General features: G+C 69.8%; 18 protein-coding genes. 8 read left to right on the plus strand and 10 right to left on the minus strand.

Annotation, left to right across the window (positions count from 1 at the left end):
* The first annotated feature begins 11 nt into the window (after positions 1 to 11).
* Positions 12 to 1793: an MOSC and FAD-binding oxidoreductase domain-containing protein gene (locus EGT67_RS06280; RefSeq protein ID WP_127915189.1), complete on the plus strand. Its 1782-nt coding sequence runs from the start codon at positions 12 to 14 to the stop codon at positions 1791 to 1793.
* A 69-nt stretch (positions 1794 to 1862) separates the two neighbouring features.
* Here the strand turns inward: EGT67_RS06280 and EGT67_RS06285 are convergent, their stop codons facing one another.
* From EGT67_RS06285 to EGT67_RS06300, 4 genes are all read right to left on the minus strand, one after another.
* The gene (locus tag EGT67_RS06285; protein WP_241565911.1) at positions 1863 to 2204 is read right to left on the minus strand and encodes a type II toxin-antitoxin system Phd/YefM family antitoxin; all 342 of its coding nucleotides are present in this window, start codon (positions 2202 to 2204) and stop codon (positions 1863 to 1865) included.
* Between the two features lie 216 nt (positions 2205 to 2420).
* Complete coding sequence (locus EGT67_RS06290) at positions 2421 to 3059, minus strand: response regulator (protein ID WP_127915191.1); 639 nt, start codon at positions 3057 to 3059, stop codon at positions 2421 to 2423.
* 59 nt (positions 3060 to 3118) lie between these two features.
* Positions 3119 to 3937, minus strand: coding sequence for a dienelactone hydrolase family protein (locus EGT67_RS06295; protein WP_127915192.1), 819 nt, complete (start codon positions 3935 to 3937; stop codon positions 3119 to 3121).
* Between the two features lie 49 nt (positions 3938 to 3986).
* Complete coding sequence (locus EGT67_RS06300; RefSeq protein WP_127915193.1) at positions 3987 to 5030, minus strand: GlxA family transcriptional regulator; 1044 nt, start codon at positions 5028 to 5030, stop codon at positions 3987 to 3989.
* A 111-nt stretch (positions 5031 to 5141) separates the two neighbouring features.
* Here EGT67_RS06300 and EGT67_RS06305 point away from each other — a divergent pair, with 111 nt between their 5' ends.
* The 3 genes from EGT67_RS06305 to htpG all read left to right on the plus strand — a co-directional run bounded on the left by EGT67_RS06305 (position 5142) and on the right by htpG (position 8194).
* Positions 5142 to 5522, plus strand: coding sequence for a hypothetical protein (locus EGT67_RS06305; RefSeq protein WP_127915194.1), 381 nt, complete (start codon positions 5142 to 5144; stop codon positions 5520 to 5522).
* Positions 5515 to 6156 (plus strand): Dabb family protein, encoded by a 642-nt coding sequence (locus EGT67_RS06310; protein WP_127915195.1) that lies wholly within the window; start codon positions 5515 to 5517, stop codon positions 6154 to 6156. The genes EGT67_RS06305 and EGT67_RS06310 overlap by 8 nt, the downstream gene beginning before the upstream one ends.
* Before the next feature lie 85 nt (positions 6157 to 6241).
* Complete coding sequence (gene htpG / locus EGT67_RS06315) at positions 6242 to 8194, plus strand: molecular chaperone HtpG (protein WP_127915196.1); 1953 nt, start codon at positions 6242 to 6244, stop codon at positions 8192 to 8194.
* Between the two features lie 175 nt (positions 8195 to 8369).
* On the opposite strand, the gene EGT67_RS06320 is transcribed toward htpG, so the two are convergent.
* On the minus strand, positions 8370 to 9491 hold the full coding sequence (locus EGT67_RS06320; protein WP_127915197.1) for a hypothetical protein: 1122 nt from the start codon (positions 9489 to 9491) through the stop codon (positions 8370 to 8372).
* A 533-nt stretch (positions 9492 to 10024) separates the two neighbouring features.
* Between EGT67_RS06320 and mreB the strand changes: the two genes are divergently transcribed.
* Positions 10025 to 11014 carry a rod shape-determining protein gene (mreB, locus tag EGT67_RS06325; RefSeq protein WP_127915319.1) on the plus strand — a complete coding sequence of 330 codons (990 nt, stop codon included), beginning with the start codon at positions 10025 to 10027 and terminating at the stop codon, positions 11012 to 11014.
* A 72-nt stretch (positions 11015 to 11086) separates the two neighbouring features.
* On the opposite strand, the gene EGT67_RS06330 is transcribed toward mreB, so the two are convergent.
* Together EGT67_RS06330 and EGT67_RS06335 are read right to left on the minus strand one after the other, a co-directional pair.
* Positions 11087 to 13951, minus strand: a complete 2865-nt coding sequence (locus tag EGT67_RS06330) for an FtsW/RodA/SpoVE family cell cycle protein (protein WP_127915198.1) — start codon at positions 13949 to 13951, stop codon at positions 11087 to 11089.
* On the minus strand, positions 13948 to 15201 hold the full coding sequence (locus tag EGT67_RS06335) for a hypothetical protein (RefSeq protein WP_127915199.1): 1254 nt from the start codon (positions 15199 to 15201) through the stop codon (positions 13948 to 13950). Before EGT67_RS06335 ends, EGT67_RS06330 begins: the two co-directional genes overlap by 4 nt.
* A 308-nt stretch (positions 15202 to 15509) precedes the next feature.
* On the opposite strand from EGT67_RS06335, the gene EGT67_RS06340 reads away from it, so the two are divergent.
* Complete coding sequence (locus tag EGT67_RS06340; RefSeq protein WP_127915200.1) at positions 15510 to 17087, plus strand: FUSC family protein; 1578 nt, start codon at positions 15510 to 15512, stop codon at positions 17085 to 17087.
* 55 nt (positions 17088 to 17142) lie between these two features.
* Here the strand turns inward: EGT67_RS06340 and EGT67_RS06345 are convergent, their stop codons facing one another.
* The 3 genes from EGT67_RS06345 to EGT67_RS06355 form a co-directional block, all read right to left on the minus strand.
* A complete protein-coding gene (locus tag EGT67_RS06345; protein WP_127915201.1) occupies positions 17143 to 18039 on the minus strand; it encodes a universal stress protein in 897 nt (298 codons plus the stop codon).
* A gap of 128 nt (positions 18040 to 18167) precedes the next feature.
* Positions 18168 to 19208, minus strand: coding sequence for an LLM class F420-dependent oxidoreductase (locus EGT67_RS06350; RefSeq protein WP_127915202.1), 1041 nt, complete (start codon positions 19206 to 19208; stop codon positions 18168 to 18170).
* Positions 19209 to 19261: 53 nt separating this feature from the next.
* Positions 19262 to 20188 carry a universal stress protein gene (locus tag EGT67_RS06355; protein WP_127915203.1) on the minus strand — a complete coding sequence of 309 codons (927 nt, stop codon included), beginning with the start codon at positions 20186 to 20188 and terminating at the stop codon, positions 19262 to 19264.
* A 252-nt stretch (positions 20189 to 20440) separates the two neighbouring features.
* Between EGT67_RS06355 and EGT67_RS06360 the strand changes: the two genes are divergently transcribed.
* Together EGT67_RS06360 and EGT67_RS06365 are read left to right on the plus strand one after the other, a co-directional pair.
* Positions 20441 to 20899 carry an RrF2 family transcriptional regulator gene (locus tag EGT67_RS06360; RefSeq protein WP_127915204.1) on the plus strand — a complete coding sequence of 153 codons (459 nt, stop codon included), beginning with the start codon at positions 20441 to 20443 and terminating at the stop codon, positions 20897 to 20899.
* 23 nt (positions 20900 to 20922) lie between these two features.
* The gene (locus EGT67_RS06365; RefSeq protein ID WP_127915205.1) at positions 20923 to 22146 is read left to right on the plus strand and encodes a globin domain-containing protein; all 1224 of its coding nucleotides are present in this window, start codon (positions 20923 to 20925) and stop codon (positions 22144 to 22146) included.
* Positions 22147 to 22224: the final 78 nt, after the last annotated feature.

Below are 22224 nucleotides of genomic sequence, written 5' to 3' on the forward strand. Positions count from 1 at the left end.
GCGTCGTAGCCATGACTCGTTCCGCCGCCGGCCGGCTGGTATCGATCAACGTCGGCCTTCCGAAGGACGTTCCGTGGCGCGGACAGACCGTTCACACCGGCATCTGGAAGTCGCCGGTATCGGGTCCGGTCACCGCCCGGCGGCTCAACCTCGACGGCGACGGGCAGGGCGATCCGGCCGGACACGGCGGCGAGATGCGCGCGGTCATGGTCTATCAGCTCGATTCGTATCGGCACTGGGCCCGCGAGTTCGGACGTGACGATTTCGTTCACGGACAGTTCGGGGAGAACTTCACCGTCGAGGGTCTCCCGGACGACGAGGTGTGCATCGGGGACCGATACCGCATCGGCGGCGCGGTCTTCGAGGTCACCCAACCGAGGGTCACGTGCTACCGCGTCGGCCTGCGGATGGACGAGCCCCGCATGGCCGCGCTGCTCGTCTCGCATCGTCGCCCCGGCTTCTACCTCCGCGTCCTCGAGGAGGGCGCAGTCGAGGCCGGCCAGGAGATCGCCAAGGTCTCCGGCGGTCCGGAGTCGTTGACGGTGGTCGAGGCCGACCAGTTGCTGTACTCCGCGAACCACCCCCGCGATCAGCTCGAGCGCGCCCTGCGGATCGACGCGCTCAGTCCGGGATGGCAGGCGTCGTTCCGGTCGCTGCTCGAGGGGGCCGACAGTCCGGTCGTCGGCGGCAACGTCGGTTTGAGCCCGGCCGCGGCAGGCCCTCCCCCTGCGTGGTCGGGGTTTCGACCGCTGCGCGTCACCGGGATCCGGCAGGAGAGCGCCACCATCTTCTCCGTCCTGCTCGCCGACCCGGACGGAGCAGCGCTTCCGGCGGCGCTGCCCGGCCAGTACCTGACCGTGAAGCTCGAACCGGAGGGCGCCGGGCCGTCGCTCGTCCGCAGCTATTCGCTCTCCGGCGGGCCGGGCGCCCCCACCTACCGCATCAGCATCAAGGTCGACCCCCACGGGGCGGCCGGTAACCGACTGCACGACACCCTGTCCGTCGGTGACCGGCTGAACTCGGCCGCGCCACGCGGCACCTTCTTCCTGTCGAGTAACCGTGCGCCGGTGCTCCTCGTCTCCGCCGGCATAGGCGTGACGCCCGTGCTGGCGATGCTCCGGTCGCTGGCCGACGAGAATTCCGCCCGGGAGGTGTGGTGGCTGCACGGGGCCCGGAACACCACCGAACACGCCTTCGCGGACGAGGTGCGCGAGCAGCTGGTTCGCTTGCCCAACAGCCATTTTCGCATCTGCTACAGCCGCCCCGGCCCCGACGATCACGTCGGAGTCGACTTCACGGACACCGGGCACGTCGATGCGGAACTACTCGCGAGCATCGATCCGCCGCGCGACGCCCACGCCTACATCTGTGGCCCCGACGCGTTCATGCGAGATGTCACCGACGCGCTCGTCACGCTCGGACTGGCCCCCGACCGGGTGCGCACCGAGATCTTCGGCGCCGGGCCGAGCACCACCCCGGGCATCGCCGCCACCGCCACGAGGCCGCCGCACGCACCGCCCGACGCCGTCGATGTCGGCCCGGCGGTGTCGTTCGCTCGCAGCGGTCTCACGGCCAAGTTCGACGCCGCGCGGTACGCCAGCATCCTCGAACTGGCCGAGGCCTGCGATGTCCCGGTCCGATGGTCGTGCCGGACCGGGGTCTGCCACACCTGCGAGACCGCGATGATGAGCGGTCACACCTCGTACGCCCCCGAGCCGATCGACTCGCCCGGTACCGGGGATGTGCTCATCTGCTGTTCGACACCGGTCGACGACGTGGTTCTCGACCTCTGACGTCGAGACCGCTACTGCCGTGTGGCAGCGGGCGGGCACATTTCCACCCTTGTTGTCGGGCAGAAGCTTCTACTTGTTCTTTCTCGGCTTCTTCTCCTTATTCGCCTTCTTCGACTTCTTCGACTTCTTCGACTTCTTTGCAGCCTGCGCAGACTTGCGCTTCCCGGTGCCCCCTTCGGTGGCGGAGGCGCTGTCGGGGAGCGCGCGCTCTGCGGCGCGGCGGAGGCTGTTCATGAGTTCGGGCGACCGGAGCAGAAAGGTCGATTCCTGCAGGGCCAGGTAGCGGTCGCGGGAGATCAGCACGGCGGTGGCGTTCTTGCCGGCGATCTCGATCGCGACGGTGTCGTCGTTGACCTGCCGGACCAGTCGGTTCAATCGCTTGCGCGCGGATTTGACGGTTGTTGGCGCCACTGCCGACTCCATTCGCTGAGTAACTTCCTAGCGAATCTTGCCATCTACCAGCCGGATTCGAGTCGACTGGCAGAGATCGATTACCTCCGAACGCGCATGACGTCCGTGGGGAGACGAGTACAGGGCCGCAATGTCGTCGAGCGATCCTTCGCTGCCGTCAAGCAGTGGTGGGAATTGGCCACAGGCTCGAGTGTCTCGCCAATGTGGAGGCACGCTCTAACTGCGCCGGTTGTTCCGCAACTCCGTCGCGAGGACCGCGGCCTGGGTGCGGCGCTGCATGCCGAGCTTGGCGAGCAGGCGGGACACGTAGTTCTTGATCGTCTTCTCGGCCAGGAACAGCCGCTCGGCGATCTCCCGGTTGGTCAGGCCCTCACCGATCAGGTCGAACACGGCCCGCTCCTGGTCGGACAGTTCCGCCAGCGGGTCGGCGGTGCGCTCGGACCGGATCCGCTGCATCAGGGCGGCCGTCGCGCGGCTGTCGAGCAGCGACCCGCCCGCGCCGACGGTCCGGACCGCCGAGATCAGGTCGGTGCCGAGGATCTGCTTGAGCACGAACCCGGAGGCCCCGGCCATGACGGCGTCGAACAGGGCCTCGTCGTCGGCGAACGACGTGAGCATGAGGCACCGCAGGTCGGGCAGCACGGCCCGCAGGTCGCGGCACAGCTCTACACCGTTGCCGTCGGGCATGCGGACGTCGAGAACGGCGACGTCGGCGCCGCTGTTCGGGATCCGTGCCATCGCCTCGCCGACCGACGCGGCCTCGCCGACGACCGTGAGGTCGGGCGCGCTGCCGAGCAGATCGACCAGTCCGCGCCGCACGATCTCGTGATCGTCCACCAGAAAGACCCGGGTCATCGGTGCCACCTTCCGTAACTCTCGGCAATGACGCTACCGGGCCCGCGATCGTCCCCGCCTCACGGCCCGAGGCGGACGCGGAAGAACGACAGGATCTCGTCACGCGCGGCGATCGTGGGCTGGCCCGCGGCGTCCACGAGGTGGGCGGTCACCACGCTGTGCGGGCCGCCGATCACGTGCTCGAAGAACGGCGAGGTGTCCGGGTTGGCGGCGGAGTCGGGAAGTTCCCGCGCCACGAAGCGGTCGCCGAGCGCGTCCGCGTAGGCGGCGAAGCGTTGCGCCCGGCAGAACCGGTCCCCGCGGAACCGGTAGGCCATCACCGTCAGGTCCTCGCCCTCGAGGCGGCGTCGGACCGCCGCCAACTCGGCCGGGCCGCTGTCGACGGCGTCGGGGTCGTCGAGCGGCAGCGACGGCTGCGACAGCACGGGCGCGAGGACGGCCGGTTCGAGCATCATCGACAGCGCGAAGTTGCCCGTGAAACACATCCCGATCACGCCGACACCGCGGCCGCCGCACTCGTCGTGGGCGCGACGCGCGAGGCTCCTCAGCCACACCGTCACCGGGCTCGGGTCGTTCACGCCGAGCGCGCGGAACTCGGCGCTCACACACGCCCGCCGCAGCACCGCGACACCCTCCTCGACGGCGGGAACCGCACCGTCGCGGCCGAACAGCGACGGCATGTACACGGTGAAACCCGCGTCCCGCACCCAGCGGGCGAAACGCGCGACGTGCGGACTGATCCCCGGCATCTCCGGCATGACGACCACCGCCGGTCCGCCGCCCGCGACGTACACGGTCCTGCCGACGCCGTCGAACTCGATCCGTCGGCGCTCGAAGTCCTCGAGGGGGTCGTCGTCGTGCATGCTCCGGTCCGGCACCGCGTTCCTCCGTCACTGATCCGAGTGGTGTGCCCGATCAGTGTTTCGACTACCGCGCCGCGGCACGAGTGGCGTCGCCGCCACGATCGAGGGCGATCCCGCCATCCGCCCGCGCGGCCGCCGGTCCCACCCGGAACTGGCGGCGGTACTGCGCGGTGCTCATCCCCACCTGCGCGAGGAACAGCCGCCGAAACGTCCCCGCGTCCCGGTAGCCGACGAGTTCGGCGATCTGCGCCAGCGGGCGGTCGGTGGTCTCGAGGAGCGACTTCGCGGCGCGGACGCGGGCCCGCCGGAGAAACGCCAGCGGTGACTGTCCGGCGTCGGCGCGGAAGCGGCGCAGCATCGTCCGCGTGCTCACGTGGAACGCCCTGGCCAGACGGGCGAGGTCGTACGGCTCGGCCAGATGCTCGACCAACCACCTGCCCACCTCCTCGGCGAACGGGCCGTGACCGCTCGGCAGCATCGCCTCGACCACGTACGGCGCCTGGCTCGTCCGGTTCTCGGCGACGAGGGTGATCCTGGCCGTGGCCCGGGCGACGCCGTCCCCGAGATGCGTGCGGGTGATGGCCGTGGCGAGGTCGAGGGCGGCGCTGAACGCCGCCGTGGTCGTGACCGGCCCGTCGTGCACGACCAGCGAATCCCCGAGGACGTTCGCCGCCGGGTACCGCCGACCCAGTTCGGCCGCGAACAGCCACGACGTGGTGCACCGGCGCCCGTCGAGGAGTCCGGCCTCGCCCAGCAGGAACGCGCCGACGCACACCGAGGCGATCTCGGTTCCGCGGGCCGCCGCGGCGGCGAGGAACTCGGATTCGCGGCGCAGGGCGGCCAACCGGACGTCCGGGTCCTCCGACGGCACGAGTTCGAACCCGGGCACGACGAGTCGGTCGAAATCGTGGTGCCACCGCTGGGCGCCGATCGGGAATCCTCCGGCCGCCCGCACGGGCGTCTCCGACGCGGCGATCACCGACACCACGAACGGGTCCCGGGCGGCGCCCGCGTGCCGGGCGACCCGATTCGCCACCAGCAGGATGTCCGAGAAGAGGAAGATCTCCGCCGCCAGGCACCCCTCGTAGGCGAGGATCCCGATCCGCATCGTCGCTGTCCCTCCCCGTGCGCTCGCCGGTCTCCCACTGCGTGGAACGGTCGTAGGCACCACCATCCACGACGCCCTAGCGTCCTGTCGAGGTACACCGAAGGGAGTTCGATGGAGCGTGTGCTCGCCGAGCCTGCGGCCGCCGATGCTGCGCCGACCGTCTACATCGTCGACGAGATGGAGGTCGTGCCCGGTCGGGCGCGCGAGTTCCTCGCGTCGTACCTCGACCAGTACGCGCCGGGCGCCCGCGCGCGGGGACTGACCCTCGACCGGATCCTCGTGAGCCCGCCGGTGTGGCTCGACGACCAGTCGAACACCGTCACCGTCACCTGGACCGTCACCGGCGCGGACGCGTGGTGGCAGCAGCGGTGGGCCGCCGGCCGCGATCCCGACGTCGCGGCGTGGTGGGCGTCCGCCGACGAGTCGCTGGTGAGCCGGCGCCGCACGACGTCGTCCGCGCTCGACGATCTCGAGGCGGTGACCGATGTTTGAGGTGACCAGGCTGATCCACTTCGCCGACACCGCCGACCCCGCGTTCCGGGAGGCGATCGTCGCGGGTCTGCGTGCCGACGTGGAACCTCATGCCGCGGCCGTGCTGATCGGGCCCGCCCTACCCGGCGGGATCAACACCGGCGACGTGATCGCCCGCTTCCGTTTCGACACCGAATCCGATTGGCGCGCAGTCGAGAACATCGTGGACTCCTGGTTCTGGAGTCCGGCCGTCGACCACATCGACGGCGTCAGTTACACGGGCACCGTCCGCCCGTCGCGAGACGGCGGTGCCCCGACGGTGTACCGCCTGCTGCTCGTCGCCGTCGATCCGGCCACCGATCCGGAACTCGTCCGGCAGTTCGAGACCGAGACCGGGGCGATGCCGCACTACATCCGCTCGATCGGCTCCTCGCAGCTCGCCCGGGTGCGCGATACGACCGGTTCCGCGGACTGGACGCACGTGTGGGAGCAGGAGTACACGAGCCTCGACGGCCTGACCGGGCCCTACATGTCCCACCCCTACCACTGGGCGCACGTCGACCGATGGTTCGACCCCGAGCGCGGCCGGAAGATCGTCACCTCGCTGTGTCACGGCTTCGTGGCGATCGAGGAACCGTTCCTCACCGCCAGGTGACGATCGCGGCCCTTCGTCACCGGAACGCCCGCCGCCGTCCTAACATTTCGGTCGAACGTTCTGCTGCCGAAGGGGACCACGAAGAATGACCACGGGTATCGAACAGCGCGAGTTCCAGACGGAGACGCGCCAGATTCTGGATCTGATGATCCACTCGGTGTACTCCAACAAGGACACCTTCCTCCGCGAGCTCGTCTCCAACGCGTCGGACGCGCTCGACAAGCTCAAGCTCGAGGCATACCGCGACAAGGACCTCGAGGCCGACACCTCGGATCTGCACATCGAGCTCGCGGTGGACGCCGACACCCGCACGCTGACCGTGCGGGACAACGGCATCGGCATGTCGCGCGACGAGGTGATCGACCTGATCGGCACCCTCGCGAAGTCCGGCACCGCCGAACTGCGCCGCAAGCTGCGCGAGGCGAAGGACGCGGCGGCGTCCGAGGAACTGATCGGCCAGTTCGGCATCGGCTTCTACTCGACGTTCATGGTCGCCGACAAGGTGACGCTGCTGACCCGCAAGGCCGGCGAGAAGCACGGGACGCGCTGGGAGTCGAGCGGCGACGCCACCTACACGATCGAGACCGTCGACGACGCGCCGCAGGGCACGTCGGTGACGCTGCACCTCAAGCCCGAGGACGTCGAGGACCACCTCTACGACTACGCGTCCGAGCGCAAGCTCCGCGAGATCGTCAAGCGCTACTCGGATTTCATCGCGTACCCGGTGCGGATGCAGGTCGAGCGTCCCGCACCGAAGGGTGACGACGACACCGAGGACGCGGAGCCGAAGACGGTCGTCGAGACGGAAACGCTCAACTCGATGAAGGCGCTGTGGGCCCGGCCGCGCAGCGAGGTCTCCGACGACGAGTACAACGAGTTCTACAAGCACGTCAGCCACTCGTGGGACGACCCGCTCGAGGTCATCCCGATGAAGGCCGAGGGCACCTTCGAGTACCAGGCGCTGCTGTTCATCCCGTCGCACGCGCCGTTCGACCTGTTCTCCCGCGAGCACCGTGCCGGCATCCACCTGTACGTCAAGCGGGTGTTCATCATGGACGACTGCGAAGAACTCATGCCCGAGTACCTGCGCTTCGTCAAGGGCGTCGTGGACGCGCAGGACCTGTCGCTCAACGTCTCTCGCGAGATCCTGCAGCAGGATCGCCAGATCCGGGCGATCCGACGCCGGCTCACCAAGAAGGTCCTCACCACGATCAAGGAGATGCTGTCCTCCGAGGACGAGGCGACGCGGGACAAGTACCGCACCGTGTGGTCGCAGTTCGGCCGGGTCCTCAAGGAGGGCCTGCTGTCGGACTTCGACAACCGCGACACCCTGCTCGAGATCTGCTCGTTCCCGTCGACGCACAGCGAGGACGAGCAGACCACGCTGGCGCAGTACGTCGAGCGGATGAAGGACGGCCAGGAGCAGATCTACTACCTCACCGGCGAGTCCCGCCAGCAACTCGAGGCGTCACCGCACATGGAGGCGTTCCGCGCCCGCGGCCTCGAGGTGCTGCTGCTCACCGACCCGGTGGACGAGATGTGGGTGACGTCGGTCCCCGAGTTCGACGGCAAGCCGCTGCAGTCGATCGCGAAGGGCGAGGTGGACCTCGACACCGAGGAGGAGAAGCAGGAGGCCGAGGCCAAGCGCGAGGAACAGGACAAGGAGTACGCCGACGTCCTCTCGTGGCTGACCACGACCCTCGAGGACCAGGTCAAGCAGGTACGCCTGTCGACCCGCCTCACGGACTCCCCCGCCTGCATCGTCGGCGACGAGTTCGGCATGACGCCTGCGCTCGAGCGGATGTACCGGGCGTCGGGCCAGGAGGTTCCGCACTTCAAGCGGATCCTCGAACTCAATCCGACGCACCCGCTCGTCGAGGGTCTGCGCAGCGCGCACGCCGAGCGCGGCGACGACCCGAGCCTCGCCGAGACCGCCGAACTGCTGTACGGCACCGCCCTTCTCGCCGAGGGCGGCGAGCTCGAGGATCCGGCGCACTTCGCGAAGATGCTCGCGAACCGCCTGGCACGCACCCTCTAGACAACTGCGGTCGCGGAACGGTCGAACGACCACAGTTCCGCTCGACTCGACAGCGGGAAACGATGGTGCCGGCAGTCTGTTGCCTCGTGTGGCAACACACTGCCGGCACCATTGGGGAGAAATTCCCAGCGCTTCACGACCTTCGGGACGGGTCCATGAAGCTATTCAAGAACGGTCACCCCTGGTGGCTGCCGTCCTTGCTGCCGTCCTTGCTGCCGTCCTTGCTGCCGTCCTTGCTGCCGTCGTGGCTGCCATCCTTGCTGCCGTCGTGGCTGCCGTCCTTGCTTCCATCGTGGCTGCCGTCCTTGCTGCCATCGTGGCTGCCGTCCTTGCTGCCATCGTGGCTGCCATCCTTGCTGCCATCGTGGCTGCCGTCCTTGCTGCCGGACTCCAGGCTGCCGTCCTTGCTGCCGTCGTGGCTGCCGGCACCGAGGCTCCCGAGCGCCCCGAGACTCCCCAGCGCCCCGAGACTCCCTACGGCCCCGATGCTCCCCACGGCCCCGATACTTCCCAGGGCGCCTAGGCTGCCGAGGCTGCCGGAACCGCCACCGTCGTGGCTGCCGTCCTTGCTGCCGGACTCCAGGCTCCCCCAGCTGCCGCTACCGTGGCCCCCGTCGTGGCTGCCATCCTTACTGCCGGACTCCAGGCTCCCCCAGCTGCCGGAGTCACTACCGTGGCCCCCGTCGTGGCTGCCATCCTTACTCCCGGACTCCAGGCTCCCCCAGCTGCCGGAACCGCCACCGTCGTGGCTGCCATCCTTACTGCCGGACTCCAGGCTCCCCCAGCTGCCCGAACCGCCACCGTCGTGGCTGCCATCCTTACTGCCGGACTCCAGGCTCCCCCAGCTGCCCGAACCACCACCATCGTGGCTGCCATCCTTACTGCCGGACTCCAGGCTCCCCCAGCTGCCCGAACCGCCACCATCGTGGCTGCCATCCTTACTGCCGGACTCCAGGCTCCCCCAGCTGCCCGAACCGCCACCGTCGTGGCTGCCGTCCTTACTGCCGGACTCCAGGCTCCCCCAGCTGCCCGAACCGCCACCGTCGTGGCTGCCGTCCTTACTGCCGGAAGCGAGGCTCCCCCAGCTGCCGGAACCGCCATCGTGACTTTCGGAGCCGCCGAGGCTGCTCGCCACCGGGGCGGCGAGGGATTCCGCTGACCCGGGGCTTCCGGATTCAGGTTCAGCGTGCCCGACCGCAAGCGCACTCACCGTGAGCGCGGTGGCCGCCGTCGCGGCAATCATGATGCGGGTCTTCATCTTCAGAGTGCGGGGATTTCCGTTCCCGTGGATTGGCATCGTTTCACTACCTCCTCGATTGACCGACGCAGAAATTCAAAACGATCCGCCCAACCGCATGAAATCAAAGTCATCGACACGCAACCATCGCCCCTGCGAAACTCCGCCAGACCCCCGACTGGACGGTTGACGCCCCATATGCGTGTAGGCGAGGTCAACCTAGCATTCCGATTCGGTATCGGAAGCCGGAATTGGCGTTTTACGATTTGCGGCATCTGCGGGTTTGGAGTGTTTTGTGCCGGTTACGAATTCGCTTCGCCCGGCGTGCTCTACAAGCGCAATCCCGAGACCTTCCTCGACAACGGCGTAGAGGAAGATCAGCCCGCGTTGCCGACACAACTCCCGGGCACGACATCGGACGCATTTCACCCGGAACGGGGCCAACGGTTCGAATTGCGAGCCGAAACCGGTTGCCCGACTGCATGATCAGCACGCGACAGTCACGTCGCACTCCCCCCGCAAAACCGGCCACGAACCTCCCCGGTGTGCGTAGCATCTACACCATCTCGTTCGATTCCCTTCGGGAGGCCGGCGTGCGTGGACTTGGCATCGATCTCGGAACTACCAACACTGTCGTCGGGACCCTGGACGGCGGAATCGTCCTGAACGAACCGTCTTTCATGCTGGTCCGGAACAAAGACCCGCACCGCGCCCTCGCGATCGGCCAGGATGCGCGCAACCTCGTCGGCCGCACGCCGGCAGGCATCACACAGGTCCGCCCCATGCGCGACGGCGTCATCGTGGACCTGGAATCTGCCCGGGCATTCGTCACGGCCGTCATTGAGCAGGTCGCCCCGCACCGACGGTACGGTCGACGACCGACGGCCGTCTTCTCGGCTCCCGCCGGGGCCACCCCGCTCGAGCGTCGGGCACTGCTCGAGGTCGGACACGAGGCCGGCCTGCGCAAGGTCGGGCTCATCCCGGAACCGGTGGCCGGCGCTCTCGGGTGCGGTGTCAATCCGCTCGAGCCCCGCGCCCATCTCGTCGTGAGCGTCGGTGGCGGTGTCTCGGAGGTCACGGCCATCTGCTTCGGTGGCGTGATCTCGCACCGCAGTTGCCAACTGGCCGGCGAGGAACTGACCGAGGCGCTGCACCACTACCTGCGCGAAGAGCACCAGATCATGGTCGGAGAGCTCACGGCGGAGCGCGCCAAGATGGGCACGCCCGACGCCGCCGACGAACAGTCGCTCGTGGTGGAGGGACTGGACGCCGTCACGGGCCGTGCACGACTGATCTCACTCGACGTCGAGGAGATCGTGGAGGCACTTCGACCGACCACGACAGGAATCGTGCAGACACTGACCGCATGCTTGGAAGATCTTCCCCCGCAAGCGATCAGCGACGTGATGTCCGAAGGCGTCCTGGTGATCGGTGGCGGCGCGATGCTCCGCGGACTGTCCCAACTGTTCGAAGAGTCGTTCGGTCTCCCGGTGAAGACGGCCGAGCGGCCGCTCACCTGCGTCGCGGAGGGCGCCACGGCCTGCCTGGATCACCCGGAGGTCGTCGCCGCGTACAGCGGCTGATCTCTCGATCACCAAAGCTTCTGATCCCCCGCAGCGTCCGATCCGCTGCGGGGGATCATTTGCGACAGCTGATCACCGACCGGGTGCCGGTGCCGGCGGGGGACCCGGCCGCCCCGCGAGGTAGCGCTCGAGGATCGACTTGACCACGGGACCCGACGTCGCCGATCCGAATCCACCGCCGCGCACCAGCGCCGTGACGACGATCTCGGGCGACTCGAAGGGCACCACCGCGGAGAACCAGGCGTTGAGACCGCCCGGTGCCGACGGATCCTCCGCCGTGCCGGTCTTGGCGCCGGCCGTCACCGGCAGCGTGGCGAGCTGACCTGCCGTGCCGGCAGCGGCCGATGCCCGCATCCCGGCGCGGACGGGACCGAGCTTGTCGGCGAACGGAAGCCGCTGAGGCTCGCCCGTCGGAATCGGCGCGCCGTCTCCGGTCGCGTCGGCGGCGGCGAGCTGCGGGGTGACCATCGCCCCGGTGGCGATGCCGGACGTCCACCGCGCCACCTGGATCGGGGTTGCGATCACGGTGCCCTGCCCGATGCCCATCAACAGCGTCGAGCCGGGATACCAGGTGCCACCGATGTCGGCGACGTTTTCCGGTGTGCCCAGGAACCCCGCGGACTCGCCGGGCAGGTCGATCCCCGATCGGCTGCCCACTCCGAGTTGGGAGGCGGTCTTCGCCATCCGCTCCGGACCGAGAAGCTCACCGAGCTTGTAGAAGTACACGTTGTCCGACCACTGGATCGCCCCCAACAGGTTGTTCGGCCCCAGCGGCTTCCAGTTCGCGAACGTGTGCCCGCCGTAGCTGTAGGCGGCACCGGTCTCGATCACCTGCTCCGGGTCCAGCACCTGGTCCACCTGGTTCGCCGACGCGACAACGATCTTGAAGGTCGAGCCCGGCGGCGCGGCGGTCTGATAGGCGTGGTTGAGCATCCGTCCGGGCCCGGATCCCTCGGTCTGCGCGGCCAGCGCGACCGCGTCGACGGGGGGACCGTAGACGTTGTTGTCGTACCCGGGCACGCTGGCGAGCGCGAGCACCCCACCGGTGCGCGCGTCCATCACCACCGCGGCACCGAGGTCGCCCCCGCTGCTGCGGACCGCCTGGGCCAACGCATCCGTCGCCAGGGTCTGCAGGCCGATGTCCAGGTACAGGCGCAGGTTGTGGCCCGGCACCGGATCGACGCGCTCGGCCGGGCCGATCAGATTTCCGGCCGGATCGACATAGATGCACTGCCTGCCGTCGGTGCCGCGGAGCAGCGCGTCGTACTGCTTCTCGAGACCCGCCCTGCCGACCCGCGACCCGAGTGCGAGCTGGGGCCAGCGTTCCATGTCCTGCGGATCACCGACGCTGACGTAGCCGAGGACGGAGGCGAGCGTGGCGCCGTACGGATAGTGCCGCTTCCCGGAGGGGACGACGAGCACGCCGGGCAGCTTCGCGTCGATTATCCGCCGCGCCTGCTCGGGGGGAACCTGGCCGACGACGGCCTGCAACTCCCCTTCGCCGCTGTCCCCCAGCGTTTTCGTCAGCTCGGCGTCGGGCTCACCCAGCAGCGCGGCCAGCATGCCGCGCTCACCGGCGTCGTCCTCGTCGAACATCCGGGCGACCACCGAGATGGTGTACTCGGGCACGTTGGTCGCCAGCGGCACGCCGTTCCGGTCGAGGATCTCGCCGCGTTCGGCGGGCAGCCGGATGCAGCGAGTCATCTGGGTGTCGCTCAGCGCGCGCAACTCCGGACCGCGGTCGCTCTGCAACTGCCAGGCGAACACGGACATCGCCACCAGGAGCGCGGTGACGGCGAGGGACCCCGCCGTGACGCCCCGCGGCCGGCGCCGGCGGGTGGACGGCTGCGCCCACAGCGGCCGGCCGACACCGTCGCGGCGCACCGCGAGCACCAGCCCGATCGAGATGAATCCGACGACCGCGACCGTGCCGCCGTAGCTGAACATCGGGAGCGGCATCCCGGTCTGGGGCAGTACCGACAGGCTCGCCCCGATGGACAGCACCGCATGGATCCCGAACAGCCCACCGACGCCCGCGGCCACGAGCGCGGCCTCCCGGGTCCGGGCGCGGCGCGCGGCGAGCGCGGCACGCCACGTGATCACCAGGCTGGCCGCGATGACGGCGATGCCGGCGAACAGTCCCCACCCGTACACGACGCTCGCGAACGCGAGGTCGTGCTCGGCTTCGGGAAGATATGCCGCCCTCAGGTCGTAGATGGGGTCTCGCGCCAGTCCCCACAGGCCGCCGCTGCCGACCGCGATGTCGGCCTGCATCGACGCCCAGCCTGATCCGCTCGGATCGGCGTCGCTCGACACGAATGTCTGGATCCGTTCGAGCTGGTACGGGCGGAGGAAGAGCACGGCAATGGGCAGCGCGGCGATCCCCAGCGCGAACAGCGGCATCAGCGGCGCCATCGGCACCCGGGCCAGGATCAGCATCAAGAACGCAATCGCGACCAGCACCACGGCACTCGACAGGTCGGGCTGCAGCGCGACGAGTGCGACGACGGCACCGGCGATCGCCAACGCCGCCGTCAGCCGGCCGAACGTGTAGCCGCCGGCGAGGATGGTCGCCGACACCATGACCAGACCGAGCTTGGCGATCTCGGACGGCTGAACGGTGAACAGGCCGAAGTCCAGCCACCGCTGTGCGCCCTTGACCGCGACGCCGACGAGCGGCACCGCTGCCAGCATCACGACCGAGACCCCGAGGGTCACCCATCCGAACCGGGCCAGATTGTTCACCCGCATCCGCGATACGACCCACATCAACCCGAGTCCGATCACGGTGAAGAACGCGTGGCGGATCGCCTGCGACGTGAACCCGATCGAGACCAGGTTGAGCAGGCCGAGGACCGCGAGTACGACCGCCGCCGCAACGATCCAGGGGTCGGACTCGCGATCGTGCCCCCGTACCCGGCCGCCGTCCCCGCTCATCGGCAGACCGCGTTCTCGGCGGGCACGTACAGCGGCTCCGACGCGGCGACCGCAGGCGCGCTCGTGACCGCGGCGACGCCCAGGGCGGAAGCGTCCGGCAGCGTGGTCCGGCTCAGTCCGTACACGCCGTCGCGCCCCGGCTCGGCCGGGATGGTGACGTCACCGCCCTCGCGCACCTCACCGGTGCACCGGTCGTAGACGTTCAGCTTCCAGGTGACCGCACCGACCGCCGACGGATCGAGGCGGACGTCCACCCGTACCGCGCACGGCTTGCCGGGGTTGCACGATCCGTCGGCGAAACTTGCTGTGACCCCGGCGATTTGACCCGAGGACGCCGGAGCACCGGTATGAACCGGCGCCGGCGCGACACCACCTGCTTCGGTCGCGGCCCCGGTCTGGTTCGCCGGTTCGGGCGGCGGCGGCGACACCGGTTCGATGCGGTTCTGCGCCGTGGAGGAGTTCACCGGATCGAGGAGGGCGTTCCAACCCCGGCTCAGTTGCTCCAAGGCACGAGGAGCCGCCACAGCCGACCCGGCGAGAATGACGATCGCAAGAACGGCGTAAAGGCCCTGTCGCCGGGACGGCCGACGTCGACGACTGTGCCACGCGCTTCGGACCGGCGGGTACCAACCGGTGCTCGTCACGAGCGACACGGCCGGTACGGACGGACCGTTCCGTACATCGGTCTGACCGTCCCGATCTTCCACCACCAGACCGTGCGGCACGGACCGTCCTGTCGTCGCCCGGACGAGTTCGCCGATCTGACGTCTCCGCCGTGCCTCGCCGGCCGGGTCGAGTTCGGGATCGATCACCCGACGAACCCGGCGAATCAGGCTGTCCGGATCCGTTGTGCCCGACACCGATTCGGCCAGAAGGTCACCGAACCCGGAACCCCGGCAGTTCGTGGCGATACTGCGGAACAGGCCCACGATCGCATCGTTCGGCTCGATGCCGGACGCGGCGCTGTCGGCGCCGTCGATCGTGAGCCGTCCGCCGTCGGACACCATGACCGCGTCTTCCCGCACAGCGACCGGGCGGCCACGCCCGGCGCCCCGTTCGAGCGCGCCGGCCAGGTCCGCGACCAGTTGAGCGGCCTGCGCCGGCGTCAGCCGCACGGCCGCGAGCAGCGTCGGCAGCGTGACACCGGCACCGCCGCCGCCCGAGTCGTCATCGATCGACTCGGGCGGTTCCGGTCGGGCCTCGACGGGCTCGCGACTGCTCGCGTGGACTCCCAAGGCTGCTTCGTTCATCGCGCATCCCCGAAACGGTCTGCCTCCCGCGGGCGACACCGAACCGGAGCGGGTGGGCGGTGGACTGGGCTGGGCTTGTTCCTGTCGAAATCCGTTGCGCCTGTTCGAATCTATTTAACTCCGATCCGGTCCACCGAGGGGAGGAATCGCGAAGGCGGAAGGGCCCGAACGCCCGCCGTGCGCGGGGGCGCCCGCGACCGGGCGGCGAGAGGGAGAAACCGGGCACGGCGCCTGCGACCCGCCCTGGGCAGCATTCCCGTTTTGCCTGATTCGATCGCACCCCGGACCGTTTCGTAACGTAAGGGCCCGTGTCGATCGAACTCCTGCCCCCGATACCCATACCGGCGCGGCCCTGGCCCGCACTGGTGCGCGTGCCGCGGGACGGACGACGCTGGCCGGGAACCGCACGAGCGGCCGTGGCCGTCGCCCTGCCCGGTCTGGTCGGGATCGCACTCGGCCACGACCTGTCCGCCGCGACGGCGACCCTCGGTGCGTTCGCGGTGGTGTACGGCGAGGGCCGTCCCTATCGGGTGCGCTGGCGGGCGGTCTCCGTCGCCGCCGGCGTGATGGTGTTCGCGGCCTTCCTCGGCGCCGTCGTCGGCGGCGCCGTCCACGACGCGGCGTCCTCCGGCGGATCCGCACTGTGGCCGATGGCGCTGGTGCTCGTGATGTCGGCGTTCGTGGCCGTGGCTGCGTTCCTGGTCGACGCGCTGCGCATCGGCGCGCCGGGCGCGTTCCTCCCGCTGCTCGCCGTCGAGATCGCGTCGGCGTTGCCGGCGGCCGGCGTCCCCGTCGGCCACGTCGTCGGGTGGACGGCGGTCGGGGCGGTCACCGCGGTCGCCGTCGCGATGACCGGGTGCGTGGTGCGGCCCCGCACCCCCGAGCGCGCTGCGGTCGCGGCCGCCGTCGCGGCGGTCGACGCCTTCGACCGCGGCCGGGACTCGGCGGCACGACGGCACGGAGCGGTCCGAGCCGTCCACGCCGCGTGGCAGTGCCTGCACGACGCGGGCATCGCCACCCGGGACCATCCGCTCACCCGGGATCTGTGCGCGGCGCAGGATCGCTGCGTGTCACTCCTGCACGGCACCACCACGGACCTCGACACCGACGGGGAAGACCTGCGGCGACGCATCCCCGCCCCGCGCCCGACCATCCGGTTCCGGCTCGACCGGGCGACCCACTTGCGGGGTCGGTCGACGCTCATCGTCGTCCGACTGCTCGTGGCGTGCCCGGTGGCCGGGGCCGTCGCCATGGGCCTCGGGGTCGCCCGGCCCGATTGGGCCGTCATCACCGCCGCCATGATCCTGCATCAGGGCCCGGACCGGGTCCTCGGAACGTACCGGGCCGTGCACCGCTTCGCGGGAACCGTGCTGGGTCTGCTGGTCCTGGCCGCGTTGGCGCCGTTCGACCCGACCGGCGCGGTGCTCGTGCTCGTGCTGGCCGCGGCGATGGCCGGAGTACAGGCCTACCTCGTCCGCAACTACGGACTGGCGATGGTCTTCATCACGATCCTCGCGCTGCTGCTCGGCGGACTCGGGTCGCCCGACGACCTGACCGGCGTGACACGGGACCGCCTGCTCGAGACGGTGATCGGTGTCGCCGTCGCCGTGGTCGTGCTGTGGGCGGTGCTGCCCGGGTCGTACCGCAGGATCCTCGAGGACGCGGACGGCCGGGTCGCGACGACGATCGAACGGATCGAGGCCACACCCGACCACGCCGAGGCGCGCGAACTCTGCCGCGGGCTCGAGTTCGACCTGCATTCCGCGACGACCGCCGCGCTGGTGGCCGCGCACAACGATCCGGAGTGGGCCGCGACCCGGTGGGCGCGCCACCATGCGCTCAACACGTCCGGCTACCGGGTGCTCGCCCTGTCCGGGACGCCGTGAACGACACCGGGGCCGCGTGGCGATCGCCACGCGGCCCCGGATCGGACGGTCGAGACTAGTCGCCCGACGGCACGATCAGCACCGGGCAGTCGGCGGTGTGCAGCATCGCCCGGCTGGTCGAGCCCAGTAACATGCCCCGGAAGCCGCCGCGCCCGCGCGTGCCGACCACGATCAGCTGGGCCTGCTCGGCGTACTCGCTGAGTACCCGCACCGGCCGGTCGCGGGCCACGACCCGTTCGACGGTGACGTCCGGGTACCGCTCCTGCCAGCCCGCCAGCCGCTCGGCCAGCACCACTTCCTCGCCGGTCTGGATGCGACTCCAGTGCGGGTCGTCGGGGGTGGCACCGAGGGACGGCTGCACGCTCACGTCGCTCCACACGTTCACGGCGATCAGGCTCGCACTCCGCGCCGCCGCCTCCTCGAACGCGGCCGCGACCGCGGGCTTGCACGACTCGGAGCCGTCGACACCGACCACGACCGGCCCCTCGGTCGGCGGGAGCCCGTCGAGCGTGCGGCCGCGGACGACGGCGACGGGGCACTCTGCGTGAGCGGACACAGCGGCGGTGACGGAGCCGACGACGAGTCCGGTGATCTCACCGTGCCCGTGCGACCCGAGGACCACCATCCACGCCTGCGTCGACAGGTCGATCAGCGTCGGCGCCGGCCGACCGTCGATCTGCTCGGTGGTGATCTCGATCGAACCGATGTCCTCGGCCGACTGCTTGGCCAGGACGTGGGCGCTGTCGAGCCGCGAACGGGCCGTGTCACGCAGTTCGTCCTGGAAGCTACGGGCGAGATACGGCTCGGAGTAGTAGAACGCCGGGATGTGCACGGCGGTGACGATGTGCAGGCGACGCTGGTGGACCGCGGCGGCGCGTGCCGCCCACACCACCGCGTTCGATGCCGCTTCGGAGCCGTCGACGGCGACGACGATCGCTTCGGTTGCGCTCATGGGTCCAGTTTCTCCTTCACACCTGCGGTCCGGTCGAGACCATTGTCCCGATTTATGTTCGTCACCGCGTGGGTCTCGACGCCCCGCGGGCCGTGACGCTGGGCACGCCGCGGCCTGCGGGGGTCCGGTCAGTCGACGATCGCGCGCAGCTTCTCGATCAGGGCGACCCGTCCCGCGCGGTCGGCGGCCATCGGCGTCACGTTGAGCGTCGTCACGCCGGCGGCGGCGAACGCCGCGACCCGCTCCTTGACGAAGCTCTCGGTGCCGATGAGCGAGACCGCTCGGACGAGTTCGTCGGGCACGGCCGCCGCGGCCTCCTCCTTCTTGCCGGCCAGGTAGAGGTCCTGGATCTTCTCGGCCTCTTCCTCGTAGCCGTAGCGGCACGCCAGGTCGTTGTAGAAGTTCTTGCCCTTGGCACCCATGCCGCCGATGTACAGCGCCAGGTGGGGCTTGATCCACTGCAGCATCGGTTCGACGTCGTCGCCGATCGCCAGCGCCGGGCCCGCGTAGATCTGCAGGTCGCCCAGGGCCGGATCGCGCTTGGCCTTGCCGGCCGCGAGCGCCTCGCCCCACACCGACTCCGCCTTCTCCGGGTGGAAGAAGATCGGCTCCCAGCCCTCGGCGATCTCGGCGGTCATCGCCACGTTCTTGGGACCGAGCGAGGCGATGACGACCGGGATCCGGTCGCGCACCGGATGGTTGATCAGCTTGAGCGGCTTGCCCAGTCCGGTGCCCTGATCGGCGGGCAGCGGGACCTGGTAGTACTTGCCCTGGTAGTTGACCTTCTCGCGGCGCCACACCTGACGGCAGATGTCGATCAGTTCACGGGTGCGGCCGAGCGGGGCGTCGTACTTCACCCCGTGGAAGCCCTCGATCACCTGCGGACCCGACGCCCCGATGCCCATGACGAACCGGCCGCCCGAGACGTAGTCCAGGCCGGCCGCGGTCATGGCGGTCAGGCTCGGGGTGCGGGTGTAGATCTGGAAGATGCCCGACGCCAGCTCGATCTTCGACGTCTTGGCCGCGAGGTAGCCCAACTGGCTGACGGCGTCGAACGAGTACGCCTCCGGCACGAACACGATGTCCAGGCCCGCCCGTTCCAGGTCGGCGACCTCTTCGACGGTCTCCGCGAATCCCCCGCTGTAGTTCAAGCCCATTCCGATGCGCACTGCGGCGACCCCATTCCGTGTTACCTGTGACGGACGTTACGACGAAGTGGACTCTACGACCGCGCGGGCCGGACCACCATCACCGGGCACTGCGCCTTCTGGACCAGTTCGTTGCTGGTCGAGCCGAGCAGCAGGCCACGGAAGCCGCCGCGGCCGCGGCTGCCGACGACCACCAACTGTGCCTTCTGCGACCACGCGAGCAGATGGGTGCGCGGGCCGTCGATGTACAGCTCACGCTGGACCTCGACGTCCGGGTACCGCTCGCACCAGCCGGCCAGACGCTCCGAGAGCACCTCGTGTTCGGCGTCCTCGAACGCCCGGGGGTCGCGGATCGCGCTGCGCCCACCGGCGAGCGTCCCGTGCGGGGTGTCGCTCCAGGCATGGATCGCCACCAACGGGACCCCGCGCTGCGCGGCCTCCTCGAACGCCAGGCCCGTGGCCCGCTCGCTCGTGGGGCTGCCGTCGATGCCCACGACCACGGGCCCCTCCTGCGGCACCTCGCCGTCACGCTGGTGGACCACCACGACCGGGCACACGCCGTGGCTGGCGGCGTTGACCGCAGTCGAGCCGATGCCGCCGGCTGCGCCGCTGCCCGACGCCCCCAGCACCAGTGCCCGCGAGTCCTCGGACAGCGACACCAGCCAGCGGGCGCCGCCCAGCGTCGAGATCTCGGTGGAGATGTCCAGGTCGGCCGAGACCTCCCGGGCCACGGCGGCCGCACGGGAGAGGACCTCCTTGCCCTCGTCCTCCATCCAGTCGTAGATGCCGGCGACGTCGAGGTACGGCGCGCCGTAGGTGTAGGGCGAGAAGTTCAGGGCGTGGATGATCCGCAGCGACAGGTTGCGGTCCGCGCACATCCGCGCAGCCCACCGGACGGCCGCTTCCGCGGACTCCGACCCGTCGACGCCGACGATCACCGCGTTCGCGTCCCGCGCGATCGACGGTTCCTCGGCGCCGTTCTGCTTGCCCTGTGCGGTCATCCCGCTCACCCTCTTCCGTTGCGACGAATCGGTGCGGCATGTCGTGGTCGGTCCTCCTCCGGACCGAACCGATCGAGGTGCCGACTTCGACGTTAGTCACTCCGACCCGTTTCCGCGGGGATGCATGAGTCCCGTGTAGTTCGGGACCAAAGGCCTACCCGGCAGGGCCGGAAGTCGGGACTTCGCGCCCATGGTCGAGATGCGCATCACATTTAATTGGAATCTCAGATTCCAATTTCCTACGGTCGAGCCATGCAGCTGACGCAGTTCACGGATCTGGGCCTGCGGATCGTCATGCGACTGGCGGCCGGGTCGACCGCCGATTCCGCGGCGGCCCCCAGCACCCGGGCGATCGCGGACCAGCTGGCAGTCTCGTACACCCACGCCACGAAAGTGGTTGCGCGACTGAGCGAACTCGGCGTCGTCACCACCCGCCGCGGCCGCGGTGGGGGTCTCGCGATCACCGAACTGGGCCGGTCGGCGTCGCTCGGCTGGCTGACCCGACAGCTGGAGGGCGACGGCGAGGTCGTCACGTGCGAGGGCGACAAACCGTGCCCGCTGCGCCGCGGCTGCCGACTGCGCTCCGCGCTGCGCGACGCCCAGAACGCCTTTTACGGCGCCCTGGACACGCTGACCGTCCGCGACCTGGCGGACGACTCCCCCCAAGACGTGCTGCTGACGCTCACCGCGCCGGCAGTGAACGAACCGTAATCCCCGACCGACAGGAGAATCCGATGCTCTCGGAGGCCTCGAAGGAAACCGTCCGCGCCACGCTGCCCGCCGTCGGCGCCGCGATCGGCGACATCACGCCGCTGTTCTACCGCAAGATGTTCGACGCCCATCCCGAGCTCGAGCGCGATCTGTTCAACCGGGGCAACCAGAGCCAGGGCGAGCAGCAGAAGGCACTGGCCGGGGCCATCGCCGCGTTCGCGACGCTGCAGCTCGACCCCGATCCCGCACGGGTCGAGGCGATCCTGTCGCGCATCGCCCACAAGCACGCGTCGCTCGGCATCACCGCCGACCAGTACTGGATCGTGCACAAGCACCTGTTCGAGGCGATCGTGGAGGTACTCGGCGAGGCCGTCACGCCCGAGGTGGCCTCGGCGTGGGACGAGGTCTACTGGCTGATGGCCAACACGCTCATCGCGATGGAGGCCGGGCTGTACGAGAAGGCCGGGGTCGCAGCGGGTGACGTGTGGCGGTCGGTCCGGGTGACGCGTCGGGCACACCAGTCCGCGGACACCGTCTCCTTCACGCTGGCGGCCACCGACGGCTCCGCGCTGCCGACGTTCGCGCCGGGCCAGTACATTTCGGTCGCCGTCCACCTGCCCGACGGCGCCCGGCAGATCCGCCAGTACAGCCTCGCGTGCGGACCCACCGACGCAGAGTGGCGGATCACCGTCAAGCGGATCGCCGCCCAGCCGCTGCCCGACGGTGCTGTCTCCCCCGCCGGCGAGGTGTCGAACTTCCTGTACGACAACGTCTTCGAGGGCGACGAGCTGACGGTGTCGCTGCCGTTCGGCGACCTGGTGCTGCCGGACGACGACGCGCCGCTGCTGCTCGTCTCGGCCGGGATCGGCTGCACCCCGATGATCGGGATGCTCGAGCACCTGGCCTCGACCGACGACCGGCGCAGCGTGTCCGTGCTGCACGCCGACCGCTCCGCTGCGCAGCACGCGCACCGCGCCGAGCTCACCGAACTGGTCGGGCGGCTGCCGTCCGGGGTGATGCACCGCTGGTACGAGGACATGGGCGCGCGCGAGGCGTTCGCCGGAACCCGGCTGGGCCGTGCGGATCTGACCGACGTCGCGCTCGAACCCGGCACGCGCGCCTTCCTGTGCGGCCCCCTGCCCTTCATGCTCGCGATGAAGGAGTCGCTCATCGCCCGCAACGTTCCGGAGGCGAACATCCACTACGAGGTGTTCGGCCCGGACAGCTGGGCCGGCGCCACCGCGTAGGCCGTGGAGCGGGAGCCGGGCCGTCGGCGACATCACGTCGCCGACGGCCTGTGTTCCCGGGCAACGCCGACTGGAGTG

It is taken from the genome of Prescottella agglutinans, from assembly GCF_004011865.1.
GTDB lineage: Bacteria > Actinomycetota > Actinomycetes > Mycobacteriales > Mycobacteriaceae > Prescottella > Prescottella agglutinans.

Bases quoted from the DNA above. Each gene is read 5' to 3' on its own strand.
- EGT67_RS06365 (WP_127915205.1), top strand. From the start codon at position 20,923: ATGCTCTCGGAGGCCTCGAAGGAAACCGTCCGCGCCACGCTGCCCGCC.
- htpG (WP_127915196.1), top strand. From the start codon at position 6,242: ATGACCACGGGTATCGAACAGCGCGAGTTCCAGACGGAGACGCGCCAG.
- EGT67_RS06320 (WP_127915197.1), bottom strand. From the start codon at position 9,491: ATGCCAATCCACGGGAACGGAAATCCCCGCACTCTGAAGATGAAGACC.
- EGT67_RS06335 (WP_127915199.1), bottom strand. From the start codon at position 15,201: ATGAACGAAGCAGCCTTGGGAGTCCACGCGAGCAGTCGCGAGCCCGTC.
- EGT67_RS06310 (WP_127915195.1), top strand. From the start codon at position 5,515: ATGTTTGAGGTGACCAGGCTGATCCACTTCGCCGACACCGCCGACCCC.
- EGT67_RS06290 (WP_127915191.1), bottom strand. From the start codon at position 3,059: ATGACCCGGGTCTTTCTGGTGGACGATCACGAGATCGTGCGGCGCGGA.
- EGT67_RS06355 (WP_127915203.1), bottom strand. From the start codon at position 20,188: ATGACCGCACAGGGCAAGCAGAACGGCGCCGAGGAACCGTCGATCGCG.
- EGT67_RS06345 (WP_127915201.1), bottom strand. From the start codon at position 18,039: ATGAGCGCAACCGAAGCGATCGTCGTCGCCGTCGACGGCTCCGAAGCG.
- EGT67_RS06330 (WP_127915198.1), bottom strand. From the start codon at position 13,951: ATGAGCGGGGACGGCGGCCGGGTACGGGGGCACGATCGCGAGTCCGAC.
- EGT67_RS06360 (WP_127915204.1), top strand. From the start codon at position 20,441: ATGCAGCTGACGCAGTTCACGGATCTGGGCCTGCGGATCGTCATGCGA.
- EGT67_RS06305 (WP_127915194.1), top strand. From the start codon at position 5,142: ATGGAGCGTGTGCTCGCCGAGCCTGCGGCCGCCGATGCTGCGCCGACC.
- EGT67_RS06280 (WP_127915189.1), top strand. From the start codon at position 12: ATGACTCGTTCCGCCGCCGGCCGGCTGGTATCGATCAACGTCGGCCTT.
- EGT67_RS06300 (WP_127915193.1), bottom strand. From the start codon at position 5,030: ATGCGGATCGGGATCCTCGCCTACGAGGGGTGCCTGGCGGCGGAGATC.